General features: G+C 69.8%; 22 protein-coding genes. 6 read left to right on the top strand and 16 right to left on the bottom strand.

All coding sequences use genetic code 11. The annotated features are described in order from the left end of the window. A partial coding sequence (locus tag VGS97_RS02310) for a TetR/AcrR family transcriptional regulator (protein WP_326851476.1) occupies positions 1-800 on the bottom strand: 800 nt, incomplete at its 3' end. 241 nt (positions 801-1,041) lie between these two features. Between VGS97_RS02310 and VGS97_RS02305 the strand changes: the two genes are divergently transcribed. Next, the gene (locus VGS97_RS02305) at positions 1,042-2,574 is read left to right on the top strand and encodes an MFS transporter (RefSeq protein WP_326851475.1); all 1,533 of its coding nucleotides are present in this window, start codon (positions 1,042-1,044) and stop codon (positions 2,572-2,574) included. Between the two features lie 245 nt (positions 2,575-2,819). Here the strand turns inward: VGS97_RS02305 and VGS97_RS02300 are convergent, their stop codons facing one another. The 4 genes from VGS97_RS02300 to mgrA all read right to left on the bottom strand — a co-directional run bounded on the left by VGS97_RS02300 (position 2,820) and on the right by mgrA (position 7,323). After that, on the bottom strand, positions 2,820-3,608 hold the full coding sequence (locus VGS97_RS02300) for a hypothetical protein (protein ID WP_326851474.1): 789 nt from the start codon (positions 3,606-3,608) through the stop codon (positions 2,820-2,822). Between the two features lie 171 nt (positions 3,609-3,779). Further along, positions 3,780-4,796 carry a GntG family PLP-dependent aldolase gene (locus VGS97_RS02295; RefSeq protein ID WP_326851473.1) on the bottom strand — a complete coding sequence of 339 codons (1,017 nt, stop codon included), beginning with the start codon at positions 4,794-4,796 and terminating at the stop codon, positions 3,780-3,782. Positions 4,797-4,891: 95 nt separating this feature from the next. Then, on the bottom strand, positions 4,892-6,244 hold the full coding sequence (locus VGS97_RS02290) for a class II 3-deoxy-7-phosphoheptulonate synthase (protein ID WP_326851472.1): 1,353 nt from the start codon (positions 6,242-6,244) through the stop codon (positions 4,892-4,894). Between the two features lie 47 nt (positions 6,245-6,291). Beyond that, a complete protein-coding gene (mgrA, locus tag VGS97_RS02285; protein WP_326851471.1) occupies positions 6,292-7,323 on the bottom strand; it encodes an L-glyceraldehyde 3-phosphate reductase in 1,032 nt (343 codons plus the stop codon). A gap of 152 nt (positions 7,324-7,475) precedes the next feature. On the opposite strand from mgrA, the gene VGS97_RS02280 reads away from it, so the two are divergent. Together VGS97_RS02280 and VGS97_RS02275 are read left to right on the top strand one after the other, a co-directional pair. Beyond that, positions 7,476-8,933, top strand: a complete 1,458-nt coding sequence (locus tag VGS97_RS02280; RefSeq protein ID WP_326851470.1) for an MFS transporter — start codon at positions 7,476-7,478, stop codon at positions 8,931-8,933. A gap of 197 nt (positions 8,934-9,130) precedes the next feature. Beyond that, entirely contained in the window at positions 9,131-11,077 is a 1,947-nt protein-coding gene (locus tag VGS97_RS02275; RefSeq protein ID WP_349261949.1) for an anthranilate synthase family protein, read from the top strand. 5 nt (positions 11,078-11,082) lie between these two features. On the opposite strand, the gene VGS97_RS02270 is transcribed toward VGS97_RS02275, so the two are convergent. Further along, positions 11,083-12,222 carry an ROK family transcriptional regulator gene (locus VGS97_RS02270; protein WP_326851468.1) on the bottom strand — a complete coding sequence of 380 codons (1,140 nt, stop codon included), beginning with the start codon at positions 12,220-12,222 and terminating at the stop codon, positions 11,083-11,085. 179 nt (positions 12,223-12,401) lie between these two features. After that, complete coding sequence (locus tag VGS97_RS02265; protein ID WP_326851467.1) at positions 12,402-13,427, bottom strand: 6-phosphofructokinase; 1,026 nt, start codon at positions 13,425-13,427, stop codon at positions 12,402-12,404. Between the two features lie 429 nt (positions 13,428-13,856). Here VGS97_RS02265 and VGS97_RS02260 point away from each other — a divergent pair, with 429 nt between their 5' ends. Then, entirely contained in the window at positions 13,857-14,504 is a 648-nt protein-coding gene (locus VGS97_RS02260) for a GTP cyclohydrolase II (protein WP_326851466.1), read from the top strand. Between the two features lie 37 nt (positions 14,505-14,541). Here VGS97_RS02260 and VGS97_RS02255 read toward each other — a convergent pair whose 3' ends face one another. Continuing rightward, positions 14,542-15,336: a lysophospholipid acyltransferase family protein gene (locus VGS97_RS02255; protein WP_326851465.1), complete on the bottom strand. Its 795-nt coding sequence runs from the start codon at positions 15,334-15,336 to the stop codon at positions 14,542-14,544. Between the two features lie 338 nt (positions 15,337-15,674). Here VGS97_RS02255 and VGS97_RS02250 point away from each other — a divergent pair, with 338 nt between their 5' ends. Next, the gene (locus VGS97_RS02250; protein ID WP_326851464.1) at positions 15,675-16,238 is read left to right on the top strand and encodes a hypothetical protein; all 564 of its coding nucleotides are present in this window, start codon (positions 15,675-15,677) and stop codon (positions 16,236-16,238) included. Between the two features lie 6 nt (positions 16,239-16,244). Here VGS97_RS02250 and VGS97_RS02245 read toward each other — a convergent pair whose 3' ends face one another. The 4 genes from VGS97_RS02245 to VGS97_RS02230 are packed head-to-tail and all read right to left on the bottom strand — an operon-like array spanning position 16,245 to position 19,335. After that, positions 16,245-17,186 (bottom strand): ROK family glucokinase, encoded by a 942-nt coding sequence (locus VGS97_RS02245; RefSeq protein ID WP_326851463.1) that lies wholly within the window; start codon positions 17,184-17,186, stop codon positions 16,245-16,247. 7 nt (positions 17,187-17,193) lie between these two features. Then, a complete protein-coding gene (locus VGS97_RS02240; protein WP_326851462.1) occupies positions 17,194-17,574 on the bottom strand; it encodes a DUF5304 family protein in 381 nt (126 codons plus the stop codon). Further along, on the bottom strand, positions 17,571-18,851 hold the full coding sequence (locus VGS97_RS02235; RefSeq protein ID WP_326851461.1) for an ArsA family ATPase: 1,281 nt from the start codon (positions 18,849-18,851) through the stop codon (positions 17,571-17,573). The genes VGS97_RS02240 and VGS97_RS02235 overlap by 4 nt, the downstream gene beginning before the upstream one ends. Before the next feature lie 34 nt (positions 18,852-18,885). Further along, entirely contained in the window at positions 18,886-19,335 is a 450-nt protein-coding gene (locus tag VGS97_RS02230; protein ID WP_326851460.1) for an SRPBCC family protein, read from the bottom strand. Positions 19,336-19,595: 260 nt separating this feature from the next. Between VGS97_RS02230 and VGS97_RS02225 the strand changes: the two genes are divergently transcribed. After that, on the top strand, positions 19,596-21,422 hold the full coding sequence (locus tag VGS97_RS02225) for an AMP-dependent synthetase/ligase (RefSeq protein ID WP_326851459.1): 1,827 nt from the start codon (positions 19,596-19,598) through the stop codon (positions 21,420-21,422). A gap of 515 nt (positions 21,423-21,937) precedes the next feature. Here the strand turns inward: VGS97_RS02225 and VGS97_RS02220 are convergent. From VGS97_RS02220 to VGS97_RS02205, 4 genes are all read right to left on the bottom strand, one after another. After that, positions 21,938-23,092, bottom strand: coding sequence for a glycosyltransferase family 4 protein (locus VGS97_RS02220; RefSeq protein WP_326851458.1), 1,155 nt, complete (start codon positions 23,090-23,092; stop codon positions 21,938-21,940). A 9-nt stretch (positions 23,093-23,101) separates the two neighbouring features. Next, entirely contained in the window at positions 23,102-24,289 is a 1,188-nt protein-coding gene (locus tag VGS97_RS02215; protein ID WP_326851457.1) for a C40 family peptidase, read from the bottom strand. Between the two features lie 436 nt (positions 24,290-24,725). Next, positions 24,726-26,117 (bottom strand): HNH endonuclease, encoded by a 1,392-nt coding sequence (locus VGS97_RS02210; protein ID WP_326851456.1) that lies wholly within the window; start codon positions 26,115-26,117, stop codon positions 24,726-24,728. 218 nt (positions 26,118-26,335) lie between these two features. Continuing rightward, the coding region (locus tag VGS97_RS02205; RefSeq protein ID WP_326851455.1) for an NYN domain-containing protein at positions 26,336-26,666 on the bottom strand (331 nt) is incomplete at its 5' end.

The raw sequence follows: 26,666 nt of genomic DNA, 5'->3' as shown, positions 1-26,666 counted from the left end.
TCGTCCTTCCCGTCGCGCTCGCGCGCGTCGGCAGCGAACGAGGCGATGCCGCGCAAGAGCACCTCAAGCCCGAGTTCGAAACGGTCGAGGCCCTCGGGCTGCTGGCTCATCAACGGCCCGGCCAGCGCCACGACGTTGGGGAAGCGGTCGGCCGGCAGCGCGGCCAGGTAATCGCGGATCTCGGCCATCTGCCCGGCGATACGCTCCTCGTCCGCGTCGGCGAAGCGCGTGCGCCACATGTCGTCCTCGACCGCCCACGAGATCAGGAACTGGCCGATCAGGTCCCCGGCGAACGCGGCGACGCCGTCAGGCACGCCGCCGGCCCGCATGATCGCCAGCTGGATCTCCACGAGGCGCAGGCCGTTGGACCCGAACGGGATCCGGCCCTGGAACGCGCGGGCCACGTCGCGGTGCGAGGTCAGCACCTCGTGCGCCAGGCGAATCGTGTCCCGCGCCAGGTCACGCCAGTTGTCCGCGGTCGGCTCGGTCTCGGGCCAGCGATCCGCGGTCTCGCCCATGACCCAGTCGAAGATGAGATCAAGCAGTTCGTCCTTGTTCGCGACGTAGGCGTAGAGCGAGGCGGCGCCGGTGCCGAACTCATGCGCGATCCGCCGCATGGAGACGGCGTCCAAGCCCTCACCGTCGACGATCCGCATCGCGGCCGCGACGATCGCCTCCCGGCTGAGCTGCGGCTTGTCCGCCCGGCCGGCCCGGCCGGCCTGTGCGGCCTTCGGCCCCGCCCATGGCGGCGGGGCGACGCCGAGCCTGCCCCGCTGTGCCTTGTCCCGCGCGATGGTCATCCGCGCTCCCGGTCCTCGTCTCGGCGCGGCTGCTTTCAGTCCGCTGACTCCTGCCTCACGTTCGACCGTACCCCCGGACGAACAGTGTACGCAATTCACGAACAGTGTACTTGACTCGAACATCGTACGACTGTAGAACGGTGTTCTAATACCAAACACCGTTCCAGGAACAAACACCGTTCGTTCCATACTTCCGCTCGCACCACGCTCACACCATGCTCAACACCACGGGGAGGCAGCCATGTCGACCACCACCAATCAACCCCCACACAGCCCGCGAGACGCCAGCACCGGCAACACCGCCGCTGGCGCCACCGCCGCGACCACCACCAAACCGACCGGACTGCGCCCCTCCAAGCTCCAGTGGCTCGTGCTGCTCACCGTGCTCGGCGCGGACGTCATGGACCTGCTGGACTCGACCATCGTGAACGTCGCGGCGCCGTCGATCGCCCGTGACCTGCACGCCTCCAGCAGCCAGTTGCAGTGGGTCATCGCCGGCTACACCCTGGCCATGGCGGTCGCGCTGATCACCTCGGGCCGGATGGGCGATCTCTACGGCCATCGGCGCATGTTCCTGATCGGCATTGGCGCGTTCACCGCGTTCTCCGCGCTCAGCTCCGCGGCCGGCGACCCACAACTGCTCATCGCCGCCCGCGCATTACAGGGCCTCTCGGCGGCGATCATGCTGCCGCAGGGTCTGACGATCATCCGCTCGGTCTTCCCGCCCGCTCAGGCCGGCGCCGCGATGGGCATCTTCGGCCCGGTGATGGGGCTGGCCGCGACGCTCGGGCCCATCGTCGGCGGCGCGCTGGTCCAGGCGAACCTGTTCGGCTCGCAATGGCGCTCGGTGTTCTGGGTCAACCTGCCGCTCGGCCTGCTCGCCTTCGCCTTCGCGTGGCGAGTCGTCCCGCGTGGCCGCGAGCGTTCGCACGGCATCGACGCCCCAGGGCCGACGCTCGACGTCGCCGGGATGCTGCTGTCGGGCCTCGGCATGCTGCTGCTGGTCTATCCGCTGATCCAGGGCCGCGAAAAGAACTGGCCGGCCTCCATGTTCGCGATGATGGCGGCGTCGGCTCCGGTGTTCTCACTCTTCTGGCTCCAGCAGCGCGGGCGGCAGCGTCACGGCCGCACGCCGCTGGTGACCCCGTCGGTGTTCGCCAAGCGGGCGTTCAGCGGCGGGCTGGTGTACGGGACCTTCTTCTTCGCCGGAATGGGCGCGCTCTTCCTGGTGCTGATGCTGCACATCCAGCTCGCGCTCGGCTACAGCTCGCTGCACGCGGGCCTGACCGGCCTGCCGTTCTCGCTCGGCGCGGCGATCGGCGCGGGCCTCGGCGGCGGGCTGCTGGCTCCCAGATACGGCCGCAAGGTGCTGCACGGCGGCGGCGTGATGATGGCGGCCGGCATCGGCGGCGTCGCCTGGACGGTCGACGCCGCCGGCCGGTCGCTGACCACCTGGGACCTGGTGCCCGCCTACGGCGTCTGCGGCCTCGGTATGGGACTGCTGATCACGACCTTCTTCGCGACGGTCGTCTCAGCGGTCGACGACGAGGAGACCGGCACCGCAGGCGGCGTGCTCAACGCGGTGCAGCAGCTGGCGAACTCGCTCGGCGTCGCGCTGTTCGGCACCTTGTACTTCGACTCGCTGCGCGCGGGGCACAGCTCGGTCAGCGCCACCTCAAGCACGCTGTGGTTCGCGGGCGCCCTGGTCGTCCTCTGCCTACCACTGGGCTTCCTGCTGCCGCGCTTCGCCCGCACGGACCTCGAAGCACACTGACACTCGCACGCGTGCCGCCCTACTCGGCGAGGTCCGTGGACAGCGCGAGCGGCCGCAGCCGGTCGAGCTCGGCGCGCATGAAACAGTGAGCGCGTCATCGCTCAGGTGGCGGAGCTGACCGAGTGCCTGAACCTGATCAGCCGGAAGATCGAGGTGTACGAGGCCTCACTCATCGGCGGTGAGGCCTGTCTCACGCGTGAGGGCGCGGACGCGGCCCGAGCGTGAGTCGGCGTCGGTCGCCGGTATCAGTTGTCGGCTTCCGAAGCCGGGATGAACTCGGCGGCGGCCTCGGTGCCCTTCTTGCGGAAGCGCAGCGCCTCCCACAGCGGGCCGGGGATCATGTGGATGCCGTAGTGCGCGCGGTGGTGGGCGACGCAGAGTACTTCGAGGTTGCCCGGGGACTCCGCCCACACCTGGAACTCCTCGTCGTTCGCGAAGTGCAGCCCGAGCGCCTGCTGGACCTTCGCCGGATCGACCTCGTTGATCTGGGAGAACTCGATGTAGGTGTGGTGCAGCTCCGGATCGCCGTTGCACAGGTCGTCGTTGATCATGCACTTCCACAGGCCCTGCCGCTTGAGCCGGGACTTGGCCTGCTCGAACAGGTGGTAGTGCGGGTCGTCCTCGCGCGGCTGGTGGTCCGGGATGTGTGAGAGCACGTGCAGCGTCATCGCCTGGTCGTGCGCGGCGGTCACGGCGGCCGCGGTGGAGGCGGCGTGGGTGTGGCTCGGCCCGGACGGGGCGTGCGCCGCGGAGGCAGCGGTCGCAGTGTGCTGATGCGGAACCGTGGCCTTCGCCGCGGGAGCCGCGGCGGTCTTCGCAGTGGCCTTCTCGGCGACCGCGGCAGGGGTGGTCTTCTTCGCCGCGGTCTTCTTGGCAGCGGTCTTCTTCGCCGGCTCGGCGTGCCCGTCACCGTCCGCGTGACCGTGCCCGTCCGCGTGGCTGTGTTCCTCGGCGTACTTCTCCGCCGCCTTGCGCTTCGCCTCCTCCTGCTTTTCCTTCTCGTCGTCGTTGAAGAGCTTGTCGAACAGGCCCATCGGTACCGTCCCCCTGGCGAAGCAAGCGAGTCGAAACGTCGGAAGGAAGGTATCCATATCGCAGGGCTCTATCAACAGCCGCGAACGCCCACCAACCAGGACGGTATGGGACCATCCGGGCTGGTGAAAAGCGATGTGACGGGCATTGCGCCCATCCGATTCGACGCCGCGTCAGGCGACCCGGGCCAGAACCTCGGCCGCGAACACACAGTCCTTCTCGGTAACGTCCAGATGCGTCACCAAACGCACCAACTGAGGACCGAAGGCTGATACGCGTACATTGTGCTGCGCGGCGCGCGCGGCCAGGGCCGGGGCATCGGGCACGTCTACGAGCACGATGTTGGTCTCCGGCATGCGCACCGCCAGACCCGCGGCGTGCAGCTGCCGGTACAGCAGGCGCGCGTTCGCGTGGTCCTCGGCGAGGCGGCCGATGTGGTGATCGAGCGCGTAGATGCCCGCGGCGGCGAGCAGGCCGGCCTGCCGCCAGCCGCCGCCGAGCCGATGGCGCATCAGCACGGCCTGCGCACGCTGCTCGGCCCGCAGCAATGCGACCGAGCCGACCGGGGCGCCGAGCCCCTTCGACAGGCAGACCGACATGGTGTCCGCGATCTCGCCGTAGAAGCGCAGCGGGGCGCCGCTGGCGATGTGGGCGTTCCAGATGCGCGCGCCGTCGATGTGCACTGCGATGCCGTGCGCGTCGGCCACCTCGCGGATCGCCCGCAGATGGTCGACGCCGTACACGGAGCCGCCACCGCGGTTGTGGGTGTTCTCCAGCTCGACCGCAGTGGTGCCCAGCGTGTGCGGGATGTGCGGGCGGATCAGGCGTGCGACGTCGTCCGGCGTCAGCAGGCCGTTCGACGTCAGCGTCGTGCGGGTCTGGATTCCACCGTGCCAGGCGAGGCCGGCGTCTTCGTGCGCGAGGATGTGCGCGTCGGCGTCGGCGATCAGCTCGCCGCCGGGCCGCACCAGCATCCGCATCGCGATGTGGTTGGCCATGACACCGGTCGGGACGAACAGCGCCGCCTCGAACCCGAACATGTCGGCGACCTTCGCCTCAAGCGCGGCGACCGTCGGGTCCTCGCCGTAGACGTCGTCGCCGACTTCGGCCTCGACGATCGCGGCGCGCATCGCCGGGGTGGGCTTGGTGACAGTGTCGCTGCGCAGGTCGACCACTGTGTCTGGTTCCATCGCCGTGCTTGATTCCATCACCGTGTCTGATTCCGTCACAGTGTCTGTTTCCGTCGCTGTGTCTGATTCCACCGCTGTGCCCTCATCCACGCCGGTCACGCCGCGCTCCGGTACATCTCGGCCACCAGGAAGGCCAGGTCGAGCGACTGCGAGCGGTTCAGCCGCGGGTCGCAGGCCGACTCGTAGCGGGTGCCCAGGTCGCCGAAGGCGATCTCGTCGCCGCCGCCGACGCACTCGGTGACGTCGTCGCCGGTCAGCTCGACGTGGATGCCGCCGGGGTGGGTGCCGAGCGCGCGGTGCACCTCGAAGAAGCCCTTGACCTCGTCGAGCACGTCGTCGAAGCGGCGGGTCTTGTGCCCGCTGGGCGCCTCGAAGGTGTTGCCGTGCATCGGGTCGCAGATCCAGGCGACCTGGTGGCCCTCGGCGGTGACCTTCTCCACCAGCGCGGGCAGCTTCTCCCGGATGAGCCCGGCGCCCATCCGGATGATGAAGGTCAGCCGCCCGGGCTCGCGGTCCGGGTTGAGCCGGTTCAGGTACCGCAGTGCGTCGTCAGAGGTCGTACTCGGGCCGAGCTTGATGCCGATCGGGTTGCGGATCCTGGAGAAGTACTCCACGTGCGCGCCGTCGAGGTCGCGGGTGCGCTCGCCGATCCAGACGAAGTGCCCTGAGGTGTTGTACAGGGCGCCGGTGCGCGAATCGGTGCGGGTGAGTGCGGCCTCGTATTCGAGCAGCAGCCCCTCGTGCGAGGAGAAGAACTCGACGGTGCGGGTCTCCTCCGGATCGACGCCGCAGGCGCGCATGAAGTCCAACGCGCGCTGGATCTCGGAGGCGAGCATCTCGTAGCGCTTGCCCGAGGGCGAGGTCGCCACGAAGTCGCGGTTCCAGGCGTGCACTTGGTGCAGGTCGGCATAGCCGCCGGTGGTGAAGGCGCGCACCAGGTTCAGCGTGGACGCGGAGGAGTGGTACATGCGCACCATGCGCCACGGGTCGGGCACCCGGGCCTCGGCGGTGAAGTCGAAGCCGTTGACCGAGTCGCCGCGGTAGGCGGGCAGCGTGACGTCGTGGCGGGTCTCGGTGTCCTTGGAGCGCGGCTTGCCGTACTGCCCGGCGATGCGGCCGATCTTGACCACGGGCACCGAGCCGGCGTAGGTGAGCACGGCGGCCATCTGTAGCAACGTCTTGAGCTTGTTGCGGATGGCGTCGGCGGTCACCCCGGCGAAGGTCTCCGCGCAGTCGCCGCCTTGCAAGACGAACGCCTCGCCGCGGGCAACCTGGGCGAGGCGCTGCTTGAGCAGGTCGCACTCGCCGGCGAAGACGAGGGGCGGATACGAGCGCAGTTCGTCGGCGGCCCGCCGGACGGCCGTCGCGTCCGGCCACGCGGGCTGCTGTTTGGCCGGACGTTCGCGCCAGGATTCGGCGGCGGCGTTGTCGGTGCGGTTCGTATCCACCCCTCAAGGCTACGGGACGGCTGTCACGCAGGTAGGACCCATTTCGGTCAGCGAGACGAACGGCCGGTGAGGATTTGCTCCACGGTGTCCAGTTCTTCCGGCGCCAGTGCGGGTGCGCGCAGCGCCGCGACGTTGGTCTCCAACTGGGCGACCGACGAGGCGCCGATGATCGCCGAGGTCATCCGAGAGTCGCGCAGCACCCAGGCCAGCGCCAGCTGCGCCAGCGACTGCCCACGCCCGGCAGCGACCTCGTTCAGCGCCCCGACCTTCGCCATGACCTCGTCGGTCAGTGCCTCCGGCCGCAGAAAGCGACCGACGGACGCGCGTGAGCCGGCCGGTACACCGGCCAGGTACCGGTCGGTCAGGATGCCCTGCGCGAGCGGAGAGAAGCAGATGCACCCGGCGCCGACGTCGGCGAGCGCGTCGAGCAGTCCGTTCTCGACCGAACCGCGGTGCAGCATGGAGTACGGCGGCTGGTGGATCAGCAGCGGGGTGCCCAGGTCGCGCAGGATCGCCGCGGCGGCGCGGGTGCGTTCGGGGTCGTAGTTGGAGATGCCGGCGTACAGGGCCTTTCCGGAGCGCACGGCCGCGTCCAGCGCGCCCATCGTCTCTTCAAGCGGCGTGTCCGGGTCGGGGCGGTGGTGGTAGAACACGTCGACGTAGTCCAGCCCCATCCGGCGCAGCGACTGGTCCAGCGAGGCGAGCAGGTACTTTCGCGAGCCGAAGTCGCCGTACGGGCCGGGCCACATGTCGTATCCGGCCTTCGTGGAGATGATCAGCTCGTCCCGATACGGCCGCAGATCCTGGCCGAACACCGTGCCGAAGTTCGCCTCGGCACTGCCGTAGGGCGGGCCGTAGTTGTTGGCCAGGTCGAAGTGCGTCACGCCGAGGTCGAACGCCCGCCTCAGCACCGCGCGCTGCGTCTGCGGCGGCTGCGCGTCGCCGAAGTTGTGCCACAGGCCGAGCGAGATCGCCGGCAGCCGCAGGCCGCTGCGTCCGCTGCGCCGGTACTGCATCTCGTCGTAGCGGCCTGTTGCCGGGAGGTAATCGGACAAGGTGGACGAGGTCTGCGAAATCACTGTCGGTCCCCTGGTGTTGAGTGTTAACGGGATCCTACGAGGGCGTGGGGATATCCGGTTGCACTTCGTTCGATGAGTCTCGTACTATCAACACGTCAATAATTCGATGATCATCGAACAATCTTCAGCGCAATGCTTCTCAGGGGGTAGGCATGTCCGATGCCGCCAACCGCTCCATGCTCACCGTCGCCGCCAAGCCCGCCGCTGTACCGACGTCCCGAACGACCGCCGAGCCCGATCCGCGGCGATGGCAGACCCTGCCGGTGCTCTTGGCGGCGATGTTCATGGCGATCTTCGACTACTTCGTGGTCAACGTCGCCGCGCCCTCACTGGAACACGACCTGCACGCCACCGACGCCGGGATCGAACTGGTGGTCGGCGGCTACGGCTTCGCGTACGCCAGCGGCCTGATCACCGGCGGCCGGCTCGGCGACCTGCACGGCCACCGGCGGCTGTTCCTGATCGGGATGACGACGTTCACGATCGCCTCCCTGCTGTGCGGGCTGTCCGACAGCCCGGCGATGCTGGTGGCGGCGCGGATCCTGCAGGGCGCGACGGCGGCGGCGATGGTGCCGCAGGTGCTCGCGCTGATCAACCTGATGTTCCCGGTGCACGAGCGGGCGCGCGCGATGGCGGCGTTCGGCGGGGTGATCGGCATCGGCGCGGTGGCCGGCCAGGTACTCGGCGGCGTGCTGCTCGACGCGAACCTGTTCGGCTGGGGCTGGCGGACCATCTTCTTCATCAACGTGCCGATCGGCCTGACCGCCGCGCTGCTCGCCGCGCGCTGGCTGCCCGGCCACGAGCGCCGCGCCGCGACCCGGCTCGACCCGGTCGGCGCGGTCGCAATCAGCGCCGCGCTGGCGCTCGTGCTGGTACCGGTCACCCTCGGCCGAACGGAGGGCTGGCCGCTGTGGACGTGGCTGTCGATCGCCGCCGCCGTTCCGGTCGGCGCCGCGGTGCTGGCCTACGAGTCCCGGCTCGGCCGCCACGGCGCAGCGCCGGTCCTCGACGTCGGGCTGCTGCGTGAGCGGGTCTTCGCGGCCGGCCTGGTGATCGCGGGCGGCTACCTGACCTTCTTCGCCGGATTCATGCTCTGCTTAACCCTGCTGCTGCAAGACGGCCTCGGTCTGAGCCCGCTGACCGCCGGCCTGGCGTTCACCCCGCTCGGCCTGGCCTTCGCGACCAGTTCCTGGTTCGCGAGCAGGTTCGGCCGCCGAGTCGTGTCGATCGGAGCCGCGGTCAGCCTCGCCGGCCTGCTGCTGACCGTCGCGATGCTCGCGGCGCGCGGCGACCACACCACCGCCGGATGGCTGATCCCGGGCATGGTCGTGGTCGGCTTCGGCAACGGACTCGCGCTCCCGTCGATCATCGGCGCAGTGCTGCTCCGGATACCGACCCCGCAGGCGGGCATGGCCGCGGGCGCACTGACGACCGTGCAGCAGTTCGGCAACGCGATCGGCGTGACCGTCGTGGGCACCGTGTTCTTCAGCGTCCTGGGTGCCAAGCCGAACGTGCACGGCTACGTGACCGCGATGACCGTGTCGGCGTCGATCTGCGCCGCGCTCGCGGTGGTCGTCCTCGGCGCCTCGTTCCTGCTGCCCAAAAAGTGAGCGCCCTGCTACAGTCCTCGGCATGTGCGCAATCTTCCAGCTGAACCAGTGGTGGTCCGCCTCACCGGCGGACTTCTGAGGATCGCGCGCACTCCACGACTCGCGAACCGGCCGCCGACCTGGCGGCCGGTTCGCTGTTCTGCGCGGGCATCCGGTCCGGTCCAGGCGGCAGCCGGCCTATCGGAAGGCCGGATGTCATGGACGACACCGTGGTCAGACAAACCAGGGTCAGACAAACCGTGGCCAGACAAGACGCCCTGTCCAGGCAGGATGCACTGGACCTCACTCCCCCGTTCGCGCTGCTGCGACGGGAAGGCAGGGCACGGATCGAGGTGCTGCGCGGCGACGTGATGACCGTCGCGCGGCTGGCGGATCTGCCTGAGTGCGGCGAGCAGCTCGCGCTGGTGCCTTACCGGCAGTTGCGCGAGCGCGGTGACGCCTGTCACGACGACGGGACGCCTCTCGTCACGCTGCTGGTGCGGTCGCGCACCGAGATCGAGATCGGCGACCTGCCCGAGGTTCGTCCGCCACAGCTGCTCAGCGGCGACTTCGACGTCTCCGACGACGCCTACGCGCTCCAGGTCAAGACGGTGCTGGAGGACGAGATCGGGCGCGGTGAAGGCGCCAACTTCGTGCTGCGCAGGACGTTCGTCGGGTACTGCGACGACGTCATGGCCACGGCGCTCGGCGCCTTTCACAGGCTACTGACGCAGGAACGCGGGGCGTACTGGACGTTTCTCGTGCATACCGGTGACCGCGTGCTGGTCGGCGCCACGCCCGAGCGGCACGTCTCGGTGCACGACGGCGTCGCGGTGATGAACCCGATCAGCGGGACCCTGCGCATGCCACCCGCCTCGGCCACCGCCGCACAGGTGCTCGGCTTCCTCGCCGACCCGAAGGAACGCGACGAGCTGGCGATGGTCGTCGACGAGGAGCTGAAGATGCTCGCCGAGGTCGGCGGGCACGGCCGGGTGACCGGGCCGTTCCTCAAGGAGATGCGGAACCTCGCGCACACCGAGTACTACATCAGGGCCCGCACGTCGATGGACGTGCGGCGGGTGCTGCGCGAGACGATGTTCGCCCCGACCGCCACCGGCTCGCCGATCCGCAACGCCTTCCGGGTGATTCAGCGCCATGAGACCGAGGGGCGCGGCTACTACGCCGGCGTGGCGGCGCTGATCGGCCCGCGGCCGTCGATGGACGCCTCGCTGCTGCTGCGCGTGGCTTATCTGGACCCTGCCGACGGATCGGTGCGCATCCCGGTGGGCGCGACGCTGGTGCGCGGCTCCGATCCGTACGAGGAGGTGCGCGAGACGCGGGCGAAGGCGGCGGGCGTGTTGCGGGCGTTCGGGGTCGGCGCCGAGCCCGCTGCCGCCGTGGCCGAGACGCAGCGCGAGCACAGCGACGGGCCGCAGCAGTGGGCTGACGACGAGCGGGTTCGCGCCGCGTTGGCCGAGCGGAACACGTCACTCGCGTCGTTTTGGCTTGAGGAGCACGCCCCGGGCGAGTTCACGGTTCCGGAGCTGCGCGGACGCAGCGTCCTGATCATCGATAACGAAGACGCGTTCACGTCGATGCTCGCCGTTCAGCTGCGCGCGCTGGGGCTGGACGTGACGCGCACGCCGTACGCGGCGGTGGACGGCACCGCCGGATACGAGGAGCACGACGGACTCGACGGCTTCGACCTCGTGCTGCTCGGGCCCGGGCCCGGCGACCCGCGGGATCTCGCGATGCCGAAGGCGCGCGTCGGCAGGACGCTGATCCAGCGGCTGTTCGCGCGCGAGCAGCCGGTGCTCGGGGTGTGCCTCGGTCACCAGTTCCTGTGCGCCGCGCTCGGGTTCGAGCTGGCCCGTCTGCCGGAGCCGAATCAGGGGACGCAGGTGGAGGTGGATCTGTTCGGACGGCGCGAGCTGGTCGGCTTCTACAACTCGTTCGCGGCGCTGGCGCCGCGCTTCGCGGTGCCGGGGCTACGGATCGCGACGCTGCCGGGATCGCGCGAGATCGCGGCGATGCGCGGGCCGTGGTACGCGGGCGTGCAGTTCCACGCCGAGTCGATCTTCAGCCGGGACGGGCTGGGGATCCTGCGGCGGGAGATCAGCAGGCTGCTGAGCCCGGACGCGCCAGGGGAGTCGAGCGCACAGTAAGGCCGTCACGGCCACAGCGCAGTGCGGGCGCGGTCGAGGGCGGTGGCCACGGCGCCGGTCAGGATCGGGTTGCCGGGCACCGCCGTCGTCCGCACGCGCGTCGGCACGGGGCACACGGCGGCGAGCCGCTGTTCGACGGCGTCGGCCAGCGGTTCGCCACCGAGCCGGCCGAGCTCGCCGCTGAGGACGACGACGCCGGGGTCGACGACAAGCGCGAACGCGGCGGCGCCCAGCGCGATGCGCTCGGCCAACTGCGTGCGGAACGGGGCGTGCCCGACGTCGGTCGGCTTCACGCCGTGCCTGGCGGCGAGGTCGGTCACGGCGGCCGGGCGGACCAGGTCGTACAGGCCGCCGGTGCAGTCGTACGGGCTGATCTGCGGGCCGGCGCCGGGCACGGCGAGGAAGCCGAGCTCGCCCGCGCCGCCCGAGGCTCCGCGGCGCAGCACACCGTCCAGGACCAGGCTCGCCCCGACGCCGAAGTCGCCGAGCCACAGCAGGCCGAAGGAGTCGATGCCGAGCGGGCCGATCGCCCGGTGCTCGGCGATGCCGGCCAGGTTGACCTCGTTGTCCAGGGTGACGGCGCCGGGGTCGAGGCCGGTGCGCTCCCGCACCGCCTGGGCCAGCTCGGCGTGCCAGCCGGCGTCGGCGGTGACCGGGCGGGCCAGGCCGGTCACCGGATTGATCAGGCCGGGCATGCCGATGCTCACCGAGGCCAGCGGCCCGGCCGCGCTCGACACGCTGACCGCCTCCGCCAGAACATCGGTGACCGTGTCGAGCGCGGCCGGCGTGGCTGTTCCGGGCTCGATCGGCGCGGCACGCTCCGCGAGCGTGCGCCCGGCGAGGTCGATGACCGTCATGTAGACGATGTCCGTGCGCACGTCGATGCCCGCGACGCAGGCGCGGTGCCCGGCCAGCGCGTAGAGCCGCGCGTTCGGGCCGCGCCGGTCCGCGCCGACCTCGCCGATCTGCTCGACCAGCCCCGCGCTGCCGAGCCGGCCGAGCAGCTCGGTGACCGTCGGGCGGGCCAGGCCGGTGGCCTCCTGCAACTGTCCGGCGGTCAGGGCGCCGCGCGCGTCGAACGCCGCCAAGGCCGCGCGGTCGTTGATCGCGCGGGCGGTCTGCGGCGTCGCGGGCTGGGGGGACATCGCTCGCTTCCGAGTCGGCGGGTCTCCCGCAGAACGTACCGCAGTTCTCGACGAGTTCTTCATGCGCGTTCTACCTGCGCGGCGCCCTTCGTGAACGCAGCGCGCGCACACGCAAAACGGCACCGTGCGACGTCGTGACGTCCACACGGTGCCGTTGACCGGCGCCGCAGGTCCCGGCCTCAGCCGAACAGGATCTTGGCCTCTTCGTAGAGCGACTTCGGCACGAGCTTGAGCTCGGTCGTGGCGTCCGAGAGCGGGACGCGCACGATGTCGGTGCCGCGCAGCGCGACCATCTTGCCCCAGTCGCCGTCGTGCACCGCGTCGATCGCGTGCAGGCCGAAGCGGGTGGCCAGCCAGCGGTCGCGCGGGGTCGGGGTGCCGCCGCGCTGGACGTGGCCGAGCACCGTGGTGCGCGCCTCCTTGCCGGTGCGCTTCTCGATCTCCTTGGCCAGTGCCTCGCCGATGCCGCCGAGCCGCACATGGCCGAAGGCGTCGAGTTCCTGCGAGACCAGCGCCTCGCCGCCGTCGAGCGGCGTCGCGCCCTCGGAGACGACCACGATCGGGGCGTACTCGCTCTTGAACCGCGACTCGACCCACTCGATGACCTGGTCCATGTCGAACTTCTCCTCGGGGATGAGGATGACGTTCGCGCCGCCGGCCATGCCGGAGTGGATCGCGATCCAGCCCGCGTGCCGGCCCATGACCTCGACGATCAGGACCCGGTGGTGCGACTCCGCGGTGGTGTGCAGCCGGTCGATCGCCTCGGTCGCGATGGTGACCGCGGTGTCGAAGCCGAAGGTGTAGTCGGTGGCGTTCAGGTCGTTGTCGATCGTCTTCGGGACGCCGACGACGTGCACGCCCTCCTCGGTGAGCTTGGTCGCCACGCCGAGGGTGTCCTCGCCGCCGATCGCGACCAGCGCGTCCACGCCGAGGTCCGCCAGGTTCTGCTTGATCCGCTCCACGCCGCCCTCGACCTTGATCGGGTTGGTGCGGGAGGAGCCGAGGATGGTGCCGCCGCGCGGCAGGATCCCGCGCACCGCCTTGACGCTCAGTTCGCGGGTCATACCTTCGAGCGGGCCGCGCCAGCCGTCGCGGAACCCGACGAACTCGTAGCCGTACTGCTGGACGCCCCTGCGGACGACGGCTCGGATGACGGCGTTCAGACCGGGGCAGTCGCCCCCGCCGGTCAGGACTCCGACGCGCATTGTGATCCCTTCGAAACCGATGTTGAGGGCGGCCGCCGCACCGGGTCGCCCATCTGGCGTGAGGGTAAGGACTCGGCCCAGAGTCTGCACTGTGAGGCCGCTTACGCCGACCGGGAGTCCCGTCGCAACCCGTTGCGGTACGCTCAACGGCGCGTGCTGGGCTCACGTCGGATGCCGGGCGCCGTTGCCCCGTCGCCGTCCCGCCCGCCGCCGTGGCGGGTCTTGCGGCGTTCGGCCTCGGCCCCCAACCTACCGGTTACTCGTCAGTCGCTTTACCCCGGTTCGCATCGCGGACGGGTGACAGGCACGTGAACAACGCGAAACCATACCGGGTGGCGGGAATTTCCCCATACGTCGCGCCCGTTCTTGGTTTTCGAATGAACAATCAACACATCAATTCAGTACATCACCAGTCACGGGAGCCACGGGATGAGCGAGGAGTCCACGCAGACGGCCGGGCTGCCGCCCGCCGCCATACGCACCAGCGTCCGCATCCCGTTGCAGTTCGGGGACGAGTTCAGCACTCAGGCTCAGGCGTTCACCTTCGACGGGCTCGTCGACGGACTGGAGCACGTGGCGTTCGGCCTCGGCCGGTACGCCGAACAGAAGACGCCGCTGGTGCGAGTGCACTCGGAGTGCCTTACCGGGGACGTGTTCGGCTCGGCGCGCTGCGACTGCGGGCCGCAGTTGCGCGACGCCGCGGAGAAGATCGCGAAGGCCGGCGGCTACCTCGTCTACCTGAGGCAGGAGGGCCGGGGCATCGGGCTGTACAACAAGCTCGACGCGTACGCGCTCCAGGACCAGGGCCTGAACACCTACGAGGCGAACGAGGCGCTGGGTCTGCCCTCGGACGGTCGCGACTATGCGGCGGCGGCGCAGATGTTGCACGCCCTCGGCGTGTCGCAGATCCGGCTGCTGTCCAACAACCCGGACAAGGAAGCGCAGCTGATCCGGCAGGGGATCAAGGTGCGGGACAAGGTGCCCACCGGCGTGTTCGTCACCCCGTCGAACCTGCGCTACCTGCAAACCAAGGTCGCCGTCACCGGCCACCGGATCGCGCTGAACCCGGCCGCGTGACGGCGCGCCGACCGGCTCTGCTCGTCTGCTTACTCGTCTACTTCGTGGCTTTCTTCAGCGTGGAGGCGTAGACATCGACGTACTCGCTGCCGGTCATCCGCTCAAGGGTGAGCATGATCTCGTCCGTCACCGCACGCAGCACCACGCGCTCGGCCTCGGTGCCCGCCAACTCGTTCCAGGCCTCGCCGTCGGGCCCGGTGTACCGGGAGAAGTCGAGCGGCTTGCCGAACCAGACGCGGACCCGGCCGCTGGGATGCAGCGTGGGAACCGGGACGCGGCGCCCGGTGGGCTGGACCCGGCGGGTGCCGAAGATGGCGCACGGGACGACCGGGCAGCGTGCGGTCAGCGCGATGCGGGCGACCCCGGTGCGTCCCTTGTAGAGGCGTCCGTCCGGGGAGCGGGTTCCCTCGGGGTACATCCCGACGACGTGTCCCTCGGACAGCAGCCGCAGCGCGGTGGTCAGCGCCGGGTCGGCGGCAGTCGCGCCCGAGCGGTCGATCGGGATCGAGCCGACGCCGCGGAAGAATCCGGCGGACAGCCGGCCCTTGACGCCCCGGCCGGTGAAGTACTCGGCCTTGGCGAGGAACTTGACGGGGCGCGGCGTGGCCATCGGCATGAACAGCGAGTCCGCGAAGGACTGGTGGTTGGCGACCAGCAGGACCGGCCCCTCGGCCGGGAAGTCCCGGGCCCCCTCGGTCAGCGGCCGGAAGGCGAGACGCAGCGGCGGACCGATCACCGTGTTCTTGAGCAGCCCGTAGAACCCGGAGTTCCCTGGCACGGTGTTTTTGCGTACGTCCGAGTCGCTACTGGTCGACGCGTCGGTGTGCGACACGTTACGGCTGCACCTCCCGGGGCGGCGGATCTGGCACGGGAGCCGCAGTGTACCGGCGCCGCCGCGGCTGCGGCGTGCATGACGGAACACAAGGCGGCACGTAAGTCCGAGTGTGCCGTTGGCTGTACGGGAATGCACGCGGCGTGGGACGATGCCCACAGAGCCGGATTCGAGGTCCGCGCCGGAAAGCGGCGCCCAAGGCCCGGTGAGGCGAAGGAGGCGACGGTGGCTGATCCCGCGACCACGAGCGCGTCGCCGCCGATACAGCTGCCGGCACAAAGGTTCGGCTCGGTCACGGGTCACGTGACGGCACGCACTCTCGAGGCGGGAGCTCCGCGATGACCACAGGCGACATGGACCGTCCGGACCGCCCGAGCGAGGGCGATCGACCGGGCGCCGTGGACGACGCGGTGTGGACCGAGTTGGTCGCCTCGTTCCACGCCAGCACCGCCGACCGGGCGGACCTGTGGCCCGACGTGGAGAATCTGCCGGGGGACCCCGACGTGACACAGACCCCTGCGGCGCCTTCCCGCGTCGTACGGCCGGCGTCGCGGCCGGAGCAGGACGTGCCGCCCTCGGCGCCTCCGGCGGTCACGTGGACCGCGGCGGGGCCGCGCGACTGGGATCCGCCGTATGACCCGAGCGACGACGAGGGCTTCGTCCCCCCTCCCCCGCCGCCGCTGCCGGAACTGGGCGTGCCGACCAAGGCGGCATGGCTCGCGGGCCTCGGCGGGCCGGGGTATCTCGCGCTGGCCACGATCCTGCACTGGAACACGCCGCAGTGGGCTGCGTTGCTGTGCGTGCTCGCCGGAGTCATCGGCTTCGGATACCTCGTCAGCCGGCTGAAGGACCGGCCCGACGACGGGGACGACGACCCGGACGACTTCGGCGCCGTCGTCTGAACCTGTTTACCGGTGCCGGGCGAGGTCTGCCGCGCCGATCAGTCCGGCGTCCGGGCCGAGCGTGGCGGTGACGACCTCTGCGAACGGCCGGTCTCCGGTGCCCGCGAGGTTGGCGTGGTAGCTCTTGCGGGTCGGGCTGGTGAGTATCTCGCCCGCGTCGGACACGCCGCCGGCCACCACGAAGACCCCGGGGTCGAGGATCGAGGCGACGTCAGCCATCGACTGGCCGAGCCAGACGCCGATCTCCTCGAAGGCCTCAAGGGCGATCGGGTCGCCCTTACGCGCAGCCTCGGTTATGTGCGCGCCGACGATGCCCTCCGGCGTGCCGTCGCCCAGCGACAGCACGATCTGGGCCCGATCCGGGTCGGCCTTCGCGTGCTCCTTCACGAACCGCGTCAGGGCGCTGCCGGATGCGTACTGCTCAAGGCAGCCGTGCTGGCCGCAGCCGCACAGCCGGCCGTCCGGGACGACACGGTAGTGGCCGAGTTCGCCGCCGATGCCGAAGTGGCCGCGGAACAACTCGCCGTTGAGGACGATGCCGCCGCCCACGCCGGTGCCGATGGTGTAGAGCACGACGTTGGCCTGGCCGACCCCGGCGCCGAAACGGGCCTCGCCCCAGGCGGCCGCGTTCGCGTCGTTCTCGACCACGACTGGCAGGTCTATGAGGGCTTCTATCCTGGACTTGAGCGGCTCGTCGTGCCAGGACATGTTCGGCGCCACCAGGACCGTGGCGCGGTCCGCGCTGATGAACCCGGCCGCGCCGAGGCCGACCGCCTCGACCGGGTAGTCCTTGCGGACGGACAGGGCGGCCTGCGCGATGGCTTCGGCGGTCTGCGCCGAGTCCCTCGGCGTGGCGATCTTGACCTGGTCGAGGATGGCGCCGTTCTCGTCCACCACGCCGGCCAGGATCTTCGTGCCGCCGATGTCGACGCCGATCGTCAGTCCCATGGTCCCCTCACTCCGCCTTTTCCGGCCCGTCCGGGCCGCCGCGACCCTCGTCCGAGCGCTCCTCGCCGCCCTTGGTCCACCGCTGCTCGGCGCCGCGGACGAGCGCGCGCAGCGCCGCCGCGAGCTCCGTGCCCGCTGTGGTGAGATGCCCGGCCGCCTCCGGGTAGTTACGCACGAGAGGATCGACGAACTGCTCGCGGACCGAGTCCCACAGCCGCCGCGCTTCCTCACCGAACGTTCCCGGATCATCCCGTACCGGCTCAGTCCGCGTCCAGTCGGCATTTGGAGTGGTGGTTGCGGGAGGGCGCGTGACGGTGCTCATCTCGACGACTGGAATCTCCTCTTCGTCGTCTTGGACTACGTCCGGGTCCTGCGGCTGCTCGGTCACGGCTGGCCTCCTGCGGGGGACGGGTCTTGCGGGGGCTGCGCCGCCGGTCCGGACACCTCGGGCCACAGCTCCGGGTCGGGGACGAAGCGGATGTTGAGCGCTTGGTCACGCAGCACTGCGCTGGCGACACGGCACCGGCGCAGCACGGGTTGCAGTGGCAGGGTGCGCCGGTACGCGCCTGCGGTGAGGATCAGGTCGTCGCCGCGGCGCACCAGTCCGAGACCGCGTCGGTCGGCCGCGGGCAGCGGCACGACCAGGGTGTATCCGCCCTCGGACCCGGTGAGAACGGGCGACGGCGCGGCGGCGGCCGGTCCGAGGCCGTCACCCGCGCCGTAGGCCGCGGCGGCCACGACGGCGAGTTCTTCCAGGCCGAGCGGCTCGCAGGGCCGGTACGGGATCTCGTGCACCGGGACGCCGGCGAAAGTCTCGGTGAGCGTCTCGGTGGCGATCCGCTGGGCGGCGGACCAGCCCCGCGACCAGCTGTCCCGCGGCGCCTCCAGGATCTGGCGGTTGATCACCAGTCCGTCCAGCCGCAGGCCGTAGAGCGCCAGCGCGGTGCGGGCCGCGCGCAGCCGGGCGATCGGGACGGTGTCCGGGGTGGCGATCAGGCGCACCGAGGAGAGCGGGTCGGACAGCGTGGCGTGCGTGGCGGCGGCCCGGCGCGCGGCGTCCTCGGCCAGTTCGACCAGGCCGTTCTGCGGCAGCGGCAGCCCGGCGAGGGTGGCCAGCATCGGCCGCAGCGCGCGGGCTGCCTGGCCCTCGACCGGGCGGGCGCGGCGCAGCCAGGTCTCGGCGCTGGTGGGCAGCGCGAGCAGCCGCAGCGCGGGGCCGAGCGGCGGCCCGTCGACGACGACCAGGTCCCAGGCACCGCCGGTGACCGCGGCGTTGATCTCGTTCAGGGCGAGCGGTTCGGCTGCCCCCGGCGGGGCGGCGAGTTCGGCCGCGTCGGGGATCGAGACGCCGAAAGTTTCAACGGCGGCACGGAAGCGGGTGGCGGCTTTGCCGTACCACTCCTCGAACGCGGGCTGGGCCGCAAACCGCTGCGCGAAGAGAAGGTCGTCGATTTGAGTCGGGACCGTGCCGACCTGATGGTCGAGGATCGCGGGCAGGTCGTCGGCGTCGTTGTCCGGGCCGAGCGCGCCGAGGGAGAGGATCAGCGTACGCAGACCTCGCTGCGCTCCGTGCGCGGCGGTGGCCGCGGCGACCGTGGTCACCCCGCTGCCGCCCTTCCCGGTGCAGAACACCAGGCGCGTGGCGCGGCCTTGCTCGTCCGGCATGGTCTCCATGGGTGTCTGGCTTCGGCCGCGCGGGCTACCGCGCCGTGGCTTCGACGCGCTTCTTCAGTCCGGCCAGCGCGCGGTCGATGATGACCTTCTCGATCTTGGTCTTCATCATCCCGAACAGCGGGATCTTGGCGTCCACGGCCAGGCTGTACTCGACGGTGGTCGCGGAGCCGCCCTCAGCGGGGGTCAGCACGTAAGAGCCCTCAAGCGAACGCAGCATCTCCCCCTCGACCAGAGTCCAGCGCACGGCGCGGTCCCCGTCGAAGGTGTAGTCGAGCACCTGCCGGTCGCGCAGCGCCCCGGAGTCGATGGACAGGCGCACCCGGGCGGCGCGGCCGGAGTCGGGGTCCTGCTCCAGCACCTCGGCCTGCTTGACCTCTCCGGTCCACTGGGGGTACGAGGGCAGGTCCGCGATGACCGCCATGACGTCGGCGGCGGGCGCGCCGATCTGGATCGAGGCTCTGGTCCGGTCCGCCATCGCCCTGCCTTTCTGCCCCGGCCGGCCGTGCCCCCGGCTCTGCTCGGTTCAGGGTACCGCGCCATCGCGGCGCTAAGGAGGGAACGCGACCGCGGCTCGGACACTAGCTACTCGCCGGTAATGAGATGTACCGTCGGTGCAGGGCCCGCGAAAACCGGCTGTCGTGGTGGAAACGGCGGCGCGCCATGCCGCGTGCCGACGTCGATGCGTACCCGGTAACTTCAGACCATACACTCCCCTCCGTGCTTGAGGAGCCGCGCGTGCGCGAGTTCAGTGTCGAACCGTTGTACGAGGTGCCCGCCGAGGCCAACCTCACCGACCTCGTGCACCGCAACGCCGCCGAGGCGCCCGACAAGGCGGTGCTGGCCCGCAAGATCGACGGCGTCTGGCACGACGTGACGGCCCGTGAGTTCCTGGACGAGGTCATCGCGGTGGCGCGGGGGCTCGTCGCGTCCGGTGTCAATGCGGGCGACCGCGTGGCGATCATGTCCAGGACCCGCTACGAGTGGTCGCTGCTCGACTTCGCGATCTTCGAGGCTGGCGCGGTCCCGGTGCCCATCTACGAGACCTCGTCGGCCGAGCAGGTCGCCTGGATCCTGTCCGACTCCGGCGCGATGGCGGTGTTCGCCGAGCTTCCGGCGAACAACGCCGTCATCGAGTCGGTGCGCGACCGGGCCGCCGGGCTCAAGCACGTGTGGCAGATCGAGTCGGACGGTCGGCCAGGCGCGATGGCGCTGCTCACCGCCGCCGGCGCGGACGTGCCCGCCTCCGTACTCGACGAGCGGCGTGCCACGCTGCGCTCGGATTCGACCGCCACGATCATCTACACCTCGGGCACGACCGGACGCCCCAAGGGCTGCGTCCTGTCGCACGGGAGCCTGATGGCCGACGGCTGCAACGCGGTCGACTTCCTGACGAAGGTATTCCGCGGCGAGACCGTAGGCGAAGATGCCACGACCCTGCTCTTCCTGCCGATGGCGCACGTCTTCGCGCGGATCATCCACATCGGCTCGATCTACGCGCGGGCCAAGCTCGGGCACTGCTCCGACGCGAAGAACGTGCTGCCCGAACTGGCCTCGTTCCAGCCGACGTTCATCCTGTCGGTGCCCAGGGTCTTCGAGAAGGTCTACAACGGCGCCAGCCAGAAGGCGCACGCCGAGAGCAAGGTCAAGGGCAGGATCTTCGACGCGGCCACGGAGACCGCGATCGCCTGGTCGCAGGCGTACGAGGCCGGGAAGGTGCCGCTCGGCCTGAGCCTGAAGCACAAGGTGTTCGACCGGCTGGTCTACGGCAAGCTGCGCGCGGCCCTCGGCGGCAACACGAAGGCCGCGATCTCCGGCGGCGCGCCGCTGGGCGCCCGGCTGACCCACTTCTTCCGCGGCGTCGGGCTGTTCGTGTGCGAGGGCTACGGCATGACCGAGACGTCGCCCGCCGTGTCGGTAAACCCGTACCCGAACGCGAAGGCCGGAACGGTCGGCCGGCCGTTGCCCGGCGTCACGGTCCGCATCGCGGACGACGGTGAGATCGAGGTCAACGGCGCGCTGCTGTTCAAGGGCTACTGGAACAACGACGCGGCCACCGCCGAGGCGTTCACCGCGGACGGCTACCTCAAGACCGGTGACCTCGGCCGCCTCGACGACGAGGGCTACCTGTCGATCACCGGGCGCAAGAAGGAGATCCTGGTCACCGCAGGCGGCAAGAACGTGGCCCCGGCCGTGCTTGAGGACCGCCTCAACGCACATCCGCTGATCAACCAGACCATGGTGGTCGGCGACAAACAGCCGTTCATCGCAGCGCTGATCACCCTGGACCCGGAGGCACTGCCGACCTGGCTGGAGCACAACGGCCGGGACCGGGGCACGCCGCTGGCCCAGCTGGCCGGAGATCCGGCGGTGCTCCAGGAGATCGAGGCCGCCGTGTCGCGCGCCAACGAGGCGGTGTCGAAGGCCGAGTCGATCCGCAAGTTCACGGTGCTCCCGGTCGAATGGACGATCGACGCCGGCCAGATCACCCCGTCGATGAAGATCAAGCGCAACGTGATCGCGGACCAGTTCGCCGAGGAGATCGACAAGCTGTACGCGCACTAGCCTCACCCTCACCCCCACCGTCCCCTCCGCACGTCACCCGGGCGAGCGATATCGAGCGATATGCAGACCGGGACAATCCGGGCTCATCACATCATCGAGCAACGGCCTTACTCAACACCGAGAAACACCCGATTTTCCCCGGATCGCCCTCCACTCATTCAAGTGACGTGCGGAGGATGGGACCACCACAAGCGACAGCACATGCAGTTCACGAACACCGCCCCCCAGCACAAACGCCGCGAATGAACCTTGTAGAAGCAGCGGCATCGATCGCACGGCCCGGCCCCTTCACCGCTGCCGATCACACCCGCTCCTTCTCCTTCTCTCCGTTCCTTCACAGCCAACGATCACACCGCTTCTCCTCACATCTTCTTCTCGCATCGCACCGCTCCTTCTCCCCGTGCCTCCACAACCGGCGCAGGAAAACCAGCAGCAGCAACAACCGCTGCGCGGCCCGGAGCTCCCGTCCCGGGCCGCGCGTTCCCTCATCCGATTATCGGACCATATGCACCATTTCACGCCGGGTAGAGCAGGGTATGAAAATGCTCACGGATGCTGGACCAGCGCCAGCGCCGTTCTACCCACTCCCGCCCGACCGCGCCGAGTTTTGCGGCAAGTTGCGGGTCGGCTAGCAGTTCCGCGACACGTCGGGCGGTCTCCTGGACCGAACGGCCGGGTACCACGTACCCGGTCTCGCCATGCATGACGGCGTCAGGCGCCCCGCCGGAGTCCCCGCCGACGACGGCTAGACCGGTCGCCGAAGCCTCCAGGTAGACGATGCCGAGGCCTTCGACGTCGAGTCCGCCGCGTCGAGTGCGGCACGGCATGGCGAATACGTCTCCGGCGGCGAAGTAGTTCGGCAGTTCTTCCCATGGCAGCTCGCCGGTGAACACGACGTCCCGTTCGACACCTGTCTCGCGCGCCAGGCGTTCAAGCTCCTTGCGGTACGGGCCGCCACTGCCGATGAACAGCGCGGCGTCGGGCACCGTTCGCTTGACGGCGGGCCATGCGCGGATAAGCGTGTCCTGCCCCTTGCGCGCAACGAGACGCGACATACACACGGCCACCGGACGATCCGTCAGGCCGTAGCGCTTTCGGATCTCCGCCGCCTCGGCCGACCCACGCAGCTCGGGCCGGAAACGGTCGGTGTCCACGCCGGGCGACAGCTGCGCCATTCGCGCGGCAGCCTGCGGGCTGAGCACGGCGCCGATCCGGGTACGCTGATACTCGCTCAGGTACGTCACCACGTCCACACCATCACCGATCCGGCGCAGCAGTGACCTCGCACCGGGCACCTGCGCCCAACCGGTCTCGTGGCCGTGCGTCGTGGCGACGAGACGGTCAACGCCGACACGGCGCAGCGCCGGAGCCATCAGGCCGAGCGGGGCCGCCGCGCCGAACCAGACGGTCTCACAGCCCTCGGCCCGGGCGATCTCGCACGCGCGGCGGACCCGGCGCGGCTCGGGCAGCAGGACCGAGGTGTTCTCACGGATCGTCAGATAATCGTGCGCGGCGTCGTACACCCGGCACTCCTCTGCCCGGCCGTGCCAGGTCGAGGCGTAGACGACGACGTCCGCCGGATCGAACCCGTCGACCATGGACTGGACGAACTCCTGGATGCCGCCGGGGCGCGGAGGATAGTCGTTCGTGACGACGAGGGTGCGGGGCATGCCCAAACGCTACGACACCGGCCTGACCACCTTGTCGATCGGCATCGAGTCCAGCGGGGTGAACTGCACTACGGAGCCCGGCCGCGGCGAGTGGATGACCAGTCCGCGGCCGACGTAGATCCCGATGTGGGAACGGCCGGAAAAGTAGACCACGAGGTCACCAGGCCGGATCGCGGAGACCGGGACGCTCTCGCCGGCGTCGGCCTGCTCCTGGGATGTACGCGGCAGCTGAACCCCGGCGCTCGCCCACACATGCTGCGTCAGGCCGGAGCAGTCGAAATCGTCGGGGCCGGTCGCACCCCACACGTACGGCTTGCCGAGTTCGTTGTACGCCGCCTCGACCGCCTTAACGGCACGGCTGGCGTCAGGCGGCGTGAAGGCATCGTTTCCCGCAACCCCGCCGCCGAGACCGGCCGTAGCAGCGTTAGTAGCAGTGCCAGTAGCAGCACTAGCAACCGCATTGGTGATCGCGGACAGCAGGGAACTAAGCGACGGAGCGGAGGCCGGAATCACGGCTCCGAAGCCGTCACCATCGTCGCCACGCGCGAGCGCGGCGGTCACGACGCTGCGGTCCACCGCGTCAAGGGAGTTCAGGCGAGTGCGTGCGGCGGTCAGCTGGGACTCGATATCGGCTCGGTGCTGGGCGAGCTGGACTTCGGCTACATGCAGGTCCGCCAGTTCCGCAGCGGACTCGCGATCCAGTGTGCTCAACGCCTGCCGGGCACTGAGCACGGCCACAACGCGCTGCCGATCCACAATGGCGACGCGGGACGTCAGTCCGGCGCGCTCAAGGTAGCTCTCCGGGTTGGCGGAGAAGAGCAGAGCCATCGCCGGGCTCAGCCCCGCGTCGCGGTACTGCTCAGCGGCGAAGCGACCGAGGTTCCCGGCCACGGCGGCGAGTCGGTCGTGCAGCTGCGCGGACCGCGAGGCGGAACCCGCGACGGCGGACTGAAGACGGGCGATGCGTTCCTCGGTGGCGTCGTATTGCTGCGTGCTAGCCTCCGCCTGCTGGTAAAGCGCGGCGACGCCAGCGACCTGCTGTTTAACGGCGTCGGGGCCGTCCGGCGCAGGCTCAGCGGGATTGGCGGGATTGGCGGGATTGTTCGCAGCGGATCCGCCGCCCGGGTCGGCGTGCGCGATGGCGGGGACCAAGCCGACAGCGGCCAGAGTCGCGGCCACCAGCCCCGTGCGTGCCACCCCATGGCGGCTGCGCGCACGTAAACGAAAGCGTCTATGGGACGCCACGATCGGCGTCACTCCTCTCACGCTCGGTTGCGGCCCGTCCGGTGGTAGGGATAGGGAGGCGTCACTCCGCCGCCCCAATCCCCAATCGATAGGCCGAATGCGCAACGTAGTGAACTCATCACGCTGAGAGCAATGGCGCTTCACCCATGCGGATCAGTGCGCCACCGTGCGGCCAGGCCAGACACCCTCACTCGACTCACACGGCTTCAGTTGCGGTTTCAGTTGCGGTTTCAGTTGCGGGTTTGGTTACAGGTTCCGCAGCGACCCGCGGCCGTCCGGCGCAGGCTCAGCGGGATTGGCGGGATTAGCAGGATTAGCAGGATTGGCGGAGGCGAAGTGCGAGCGAATTCGAGTTCTAATCTCAGCCTTCTGTGAAACTTTGAAACAGTCAGGCGGCGGCGACGGGGTAGCGGGTGGGCGCGGTGGTGTAGTCGCGTCCGGTGAGGTGTGAGGTCCAGGCGAGGGTGTCGTTGGTGCGGTTGAGTTTCCAGTGGTTGTGGGTTTTGTGGTTGTGGTGGCGGCGGCAAAGTGGTGTGAGATTGTCGGGGGTGGTTTCGCCGCCGTTGTTGAAGGGTTGGTTGTGGTCGAGGTCGCAGCGGTCGGCGGGCATGTGGCAGTGCGGGAACACGCACGTGGTGTGCTTGAGTTGGGTGAGGCGCTTGACGGCGGCGCGGGGTGTGTAGGTGCGGGGTGAGGCGTCGATGAGGGTGCCGTCGCTGGCGGTGAGCAGGAAGCGCCATTGCGCGGTGTGCGCTGATGCGATGCGGCGGGTTTGCTCGGGGCACAGCGGGCCGTAGCCGGTAAGGTGACCGGGTTCGTGGCTCAGCCCCAGGAGGGTTTCGATGTTCACCACCACGCTCACGTGCGCCGGCACGGCCGGGAGCGTCGAGAGGGTGAATGACGCTGGTCCGGTTCCGGCGGTGTTGCCGCAGGCAGCGTGGTACAGGAGCGCGGGCAGCAGGTCAGCGCGACGCTGGTCGAGCGTGCGCTTATCGGCGGGATTGGTGTTCTTGTTCTTGCGCTTCGCGCCCTGCGCGAGGGTGGTGAGGGTGCGCATGGCCATCTGCGCCACATCGGCCGCCAGGTAAAAGCTTAACGTGGCCATCCCGTCGTCTTCGGCGCGCAGTTCGACTCGGCGGCGAGCACGCTCGTGACGGTGACGATTCGCAGCAGCCTGCGGGTCGGCGCGCAGCACCGCGCGACGAATGGCCTGGCGGGTGACCGCAGCGCTCTGGCCCGCCATCCGGGGTAGGACGCGGGACTCCACAGCCCGGGCGGCTGGGTCGTCGAGGCCGGCGGTCAGTTGGGTTAGGGCGCGGGCTTGCTCGATGGAGACCTCACCCAGGGAGAGCTGGTGCAGGGTGCCGGGGAACAGGCGGGTGAGGGCGTGGGCGTCGGCCAGCCGCGCCTGGGCGGTAGCGGGGGACCAAGCCAGGGCGGCACTCAGCTCACTTTCCACCAACCACAACCAACCGCCACCCCCACCCCTATCGCCACCGCCATCGCCACCGCCACCGGTTTCCGGCTCGTGACGGGCCAGAGCAGCCAGGCCGCGGACCAGCCCGGCATGCGCGTGACGCAACAGCCGCTCCCACGCGAGCACCGCATCCAGGCAACCAGCCGCCGAGAGATCATCGAACACCAGTTCGTCCAGCGCTCCCGCGCACGGCACCGACCCGGCCAAGCGCGCAGCCATTGCATCCGCATGCGACCGGGCCACGGCAGCGACTGTGGCAGTAACTGTGGTCGTGATTTCGGGAGCAATCTCAAGCGTGTTCATGGTGGGCCTCTCAGGTGTGCCGGTGGCATCGACGCAGGTGGTGGAGTGTTTCTCTCTAATCCAATTCTATCGAAGGTACCGAATGTATGGCGTGGATTACAATAAGTCATACTTATTCCAATTGACTCCCATCTCCTCTCCCGGCATGTGATACGTCTGATACGTCTGATACGTCTGACACATGTGATACGCGTGATACGCGTTGGGGGCTTACTTCGTCAGCCGCGGGCGAGCGCGCGCACTAGCATCGCCGAAGGTACTGGGCGTGCGCCTGAGCGCCGCACTCCCTCGGCGACCTCGCGATCGGACGATACGACGATCACCGGGCGACCCTGCGGTTCCGCGGCGACTAGTCGGCGGATCAGCTCGTCGGCGATTTCGCCGGGACGGGAGAAGAGAACGCGCACGCCCTTGTGCTGCGGTACCGGGACCGGTCCGCCGAGTTCGGCGCCGTCGAATACGCACGTCACCTCGGCGCCGGTACGTGCCGCCATCGAGCCGAGGCCGCGAAGCAGACGGACGCGCTGCTCGTGCAGAGACAGCGTCGGG

Source organism: Actinocrinis sp. (assembly GCF_035946395.1).
Lineage (GTDB): Bacteria > Actinomycetota > Actinomycetes > Streptomycetales > Catenulisporaceae > Actinocrinis.
Note: the sequence above shows the minus strand (reverse complement) of the source record. Positions and strands in the feature narration are given on the sequence as shown.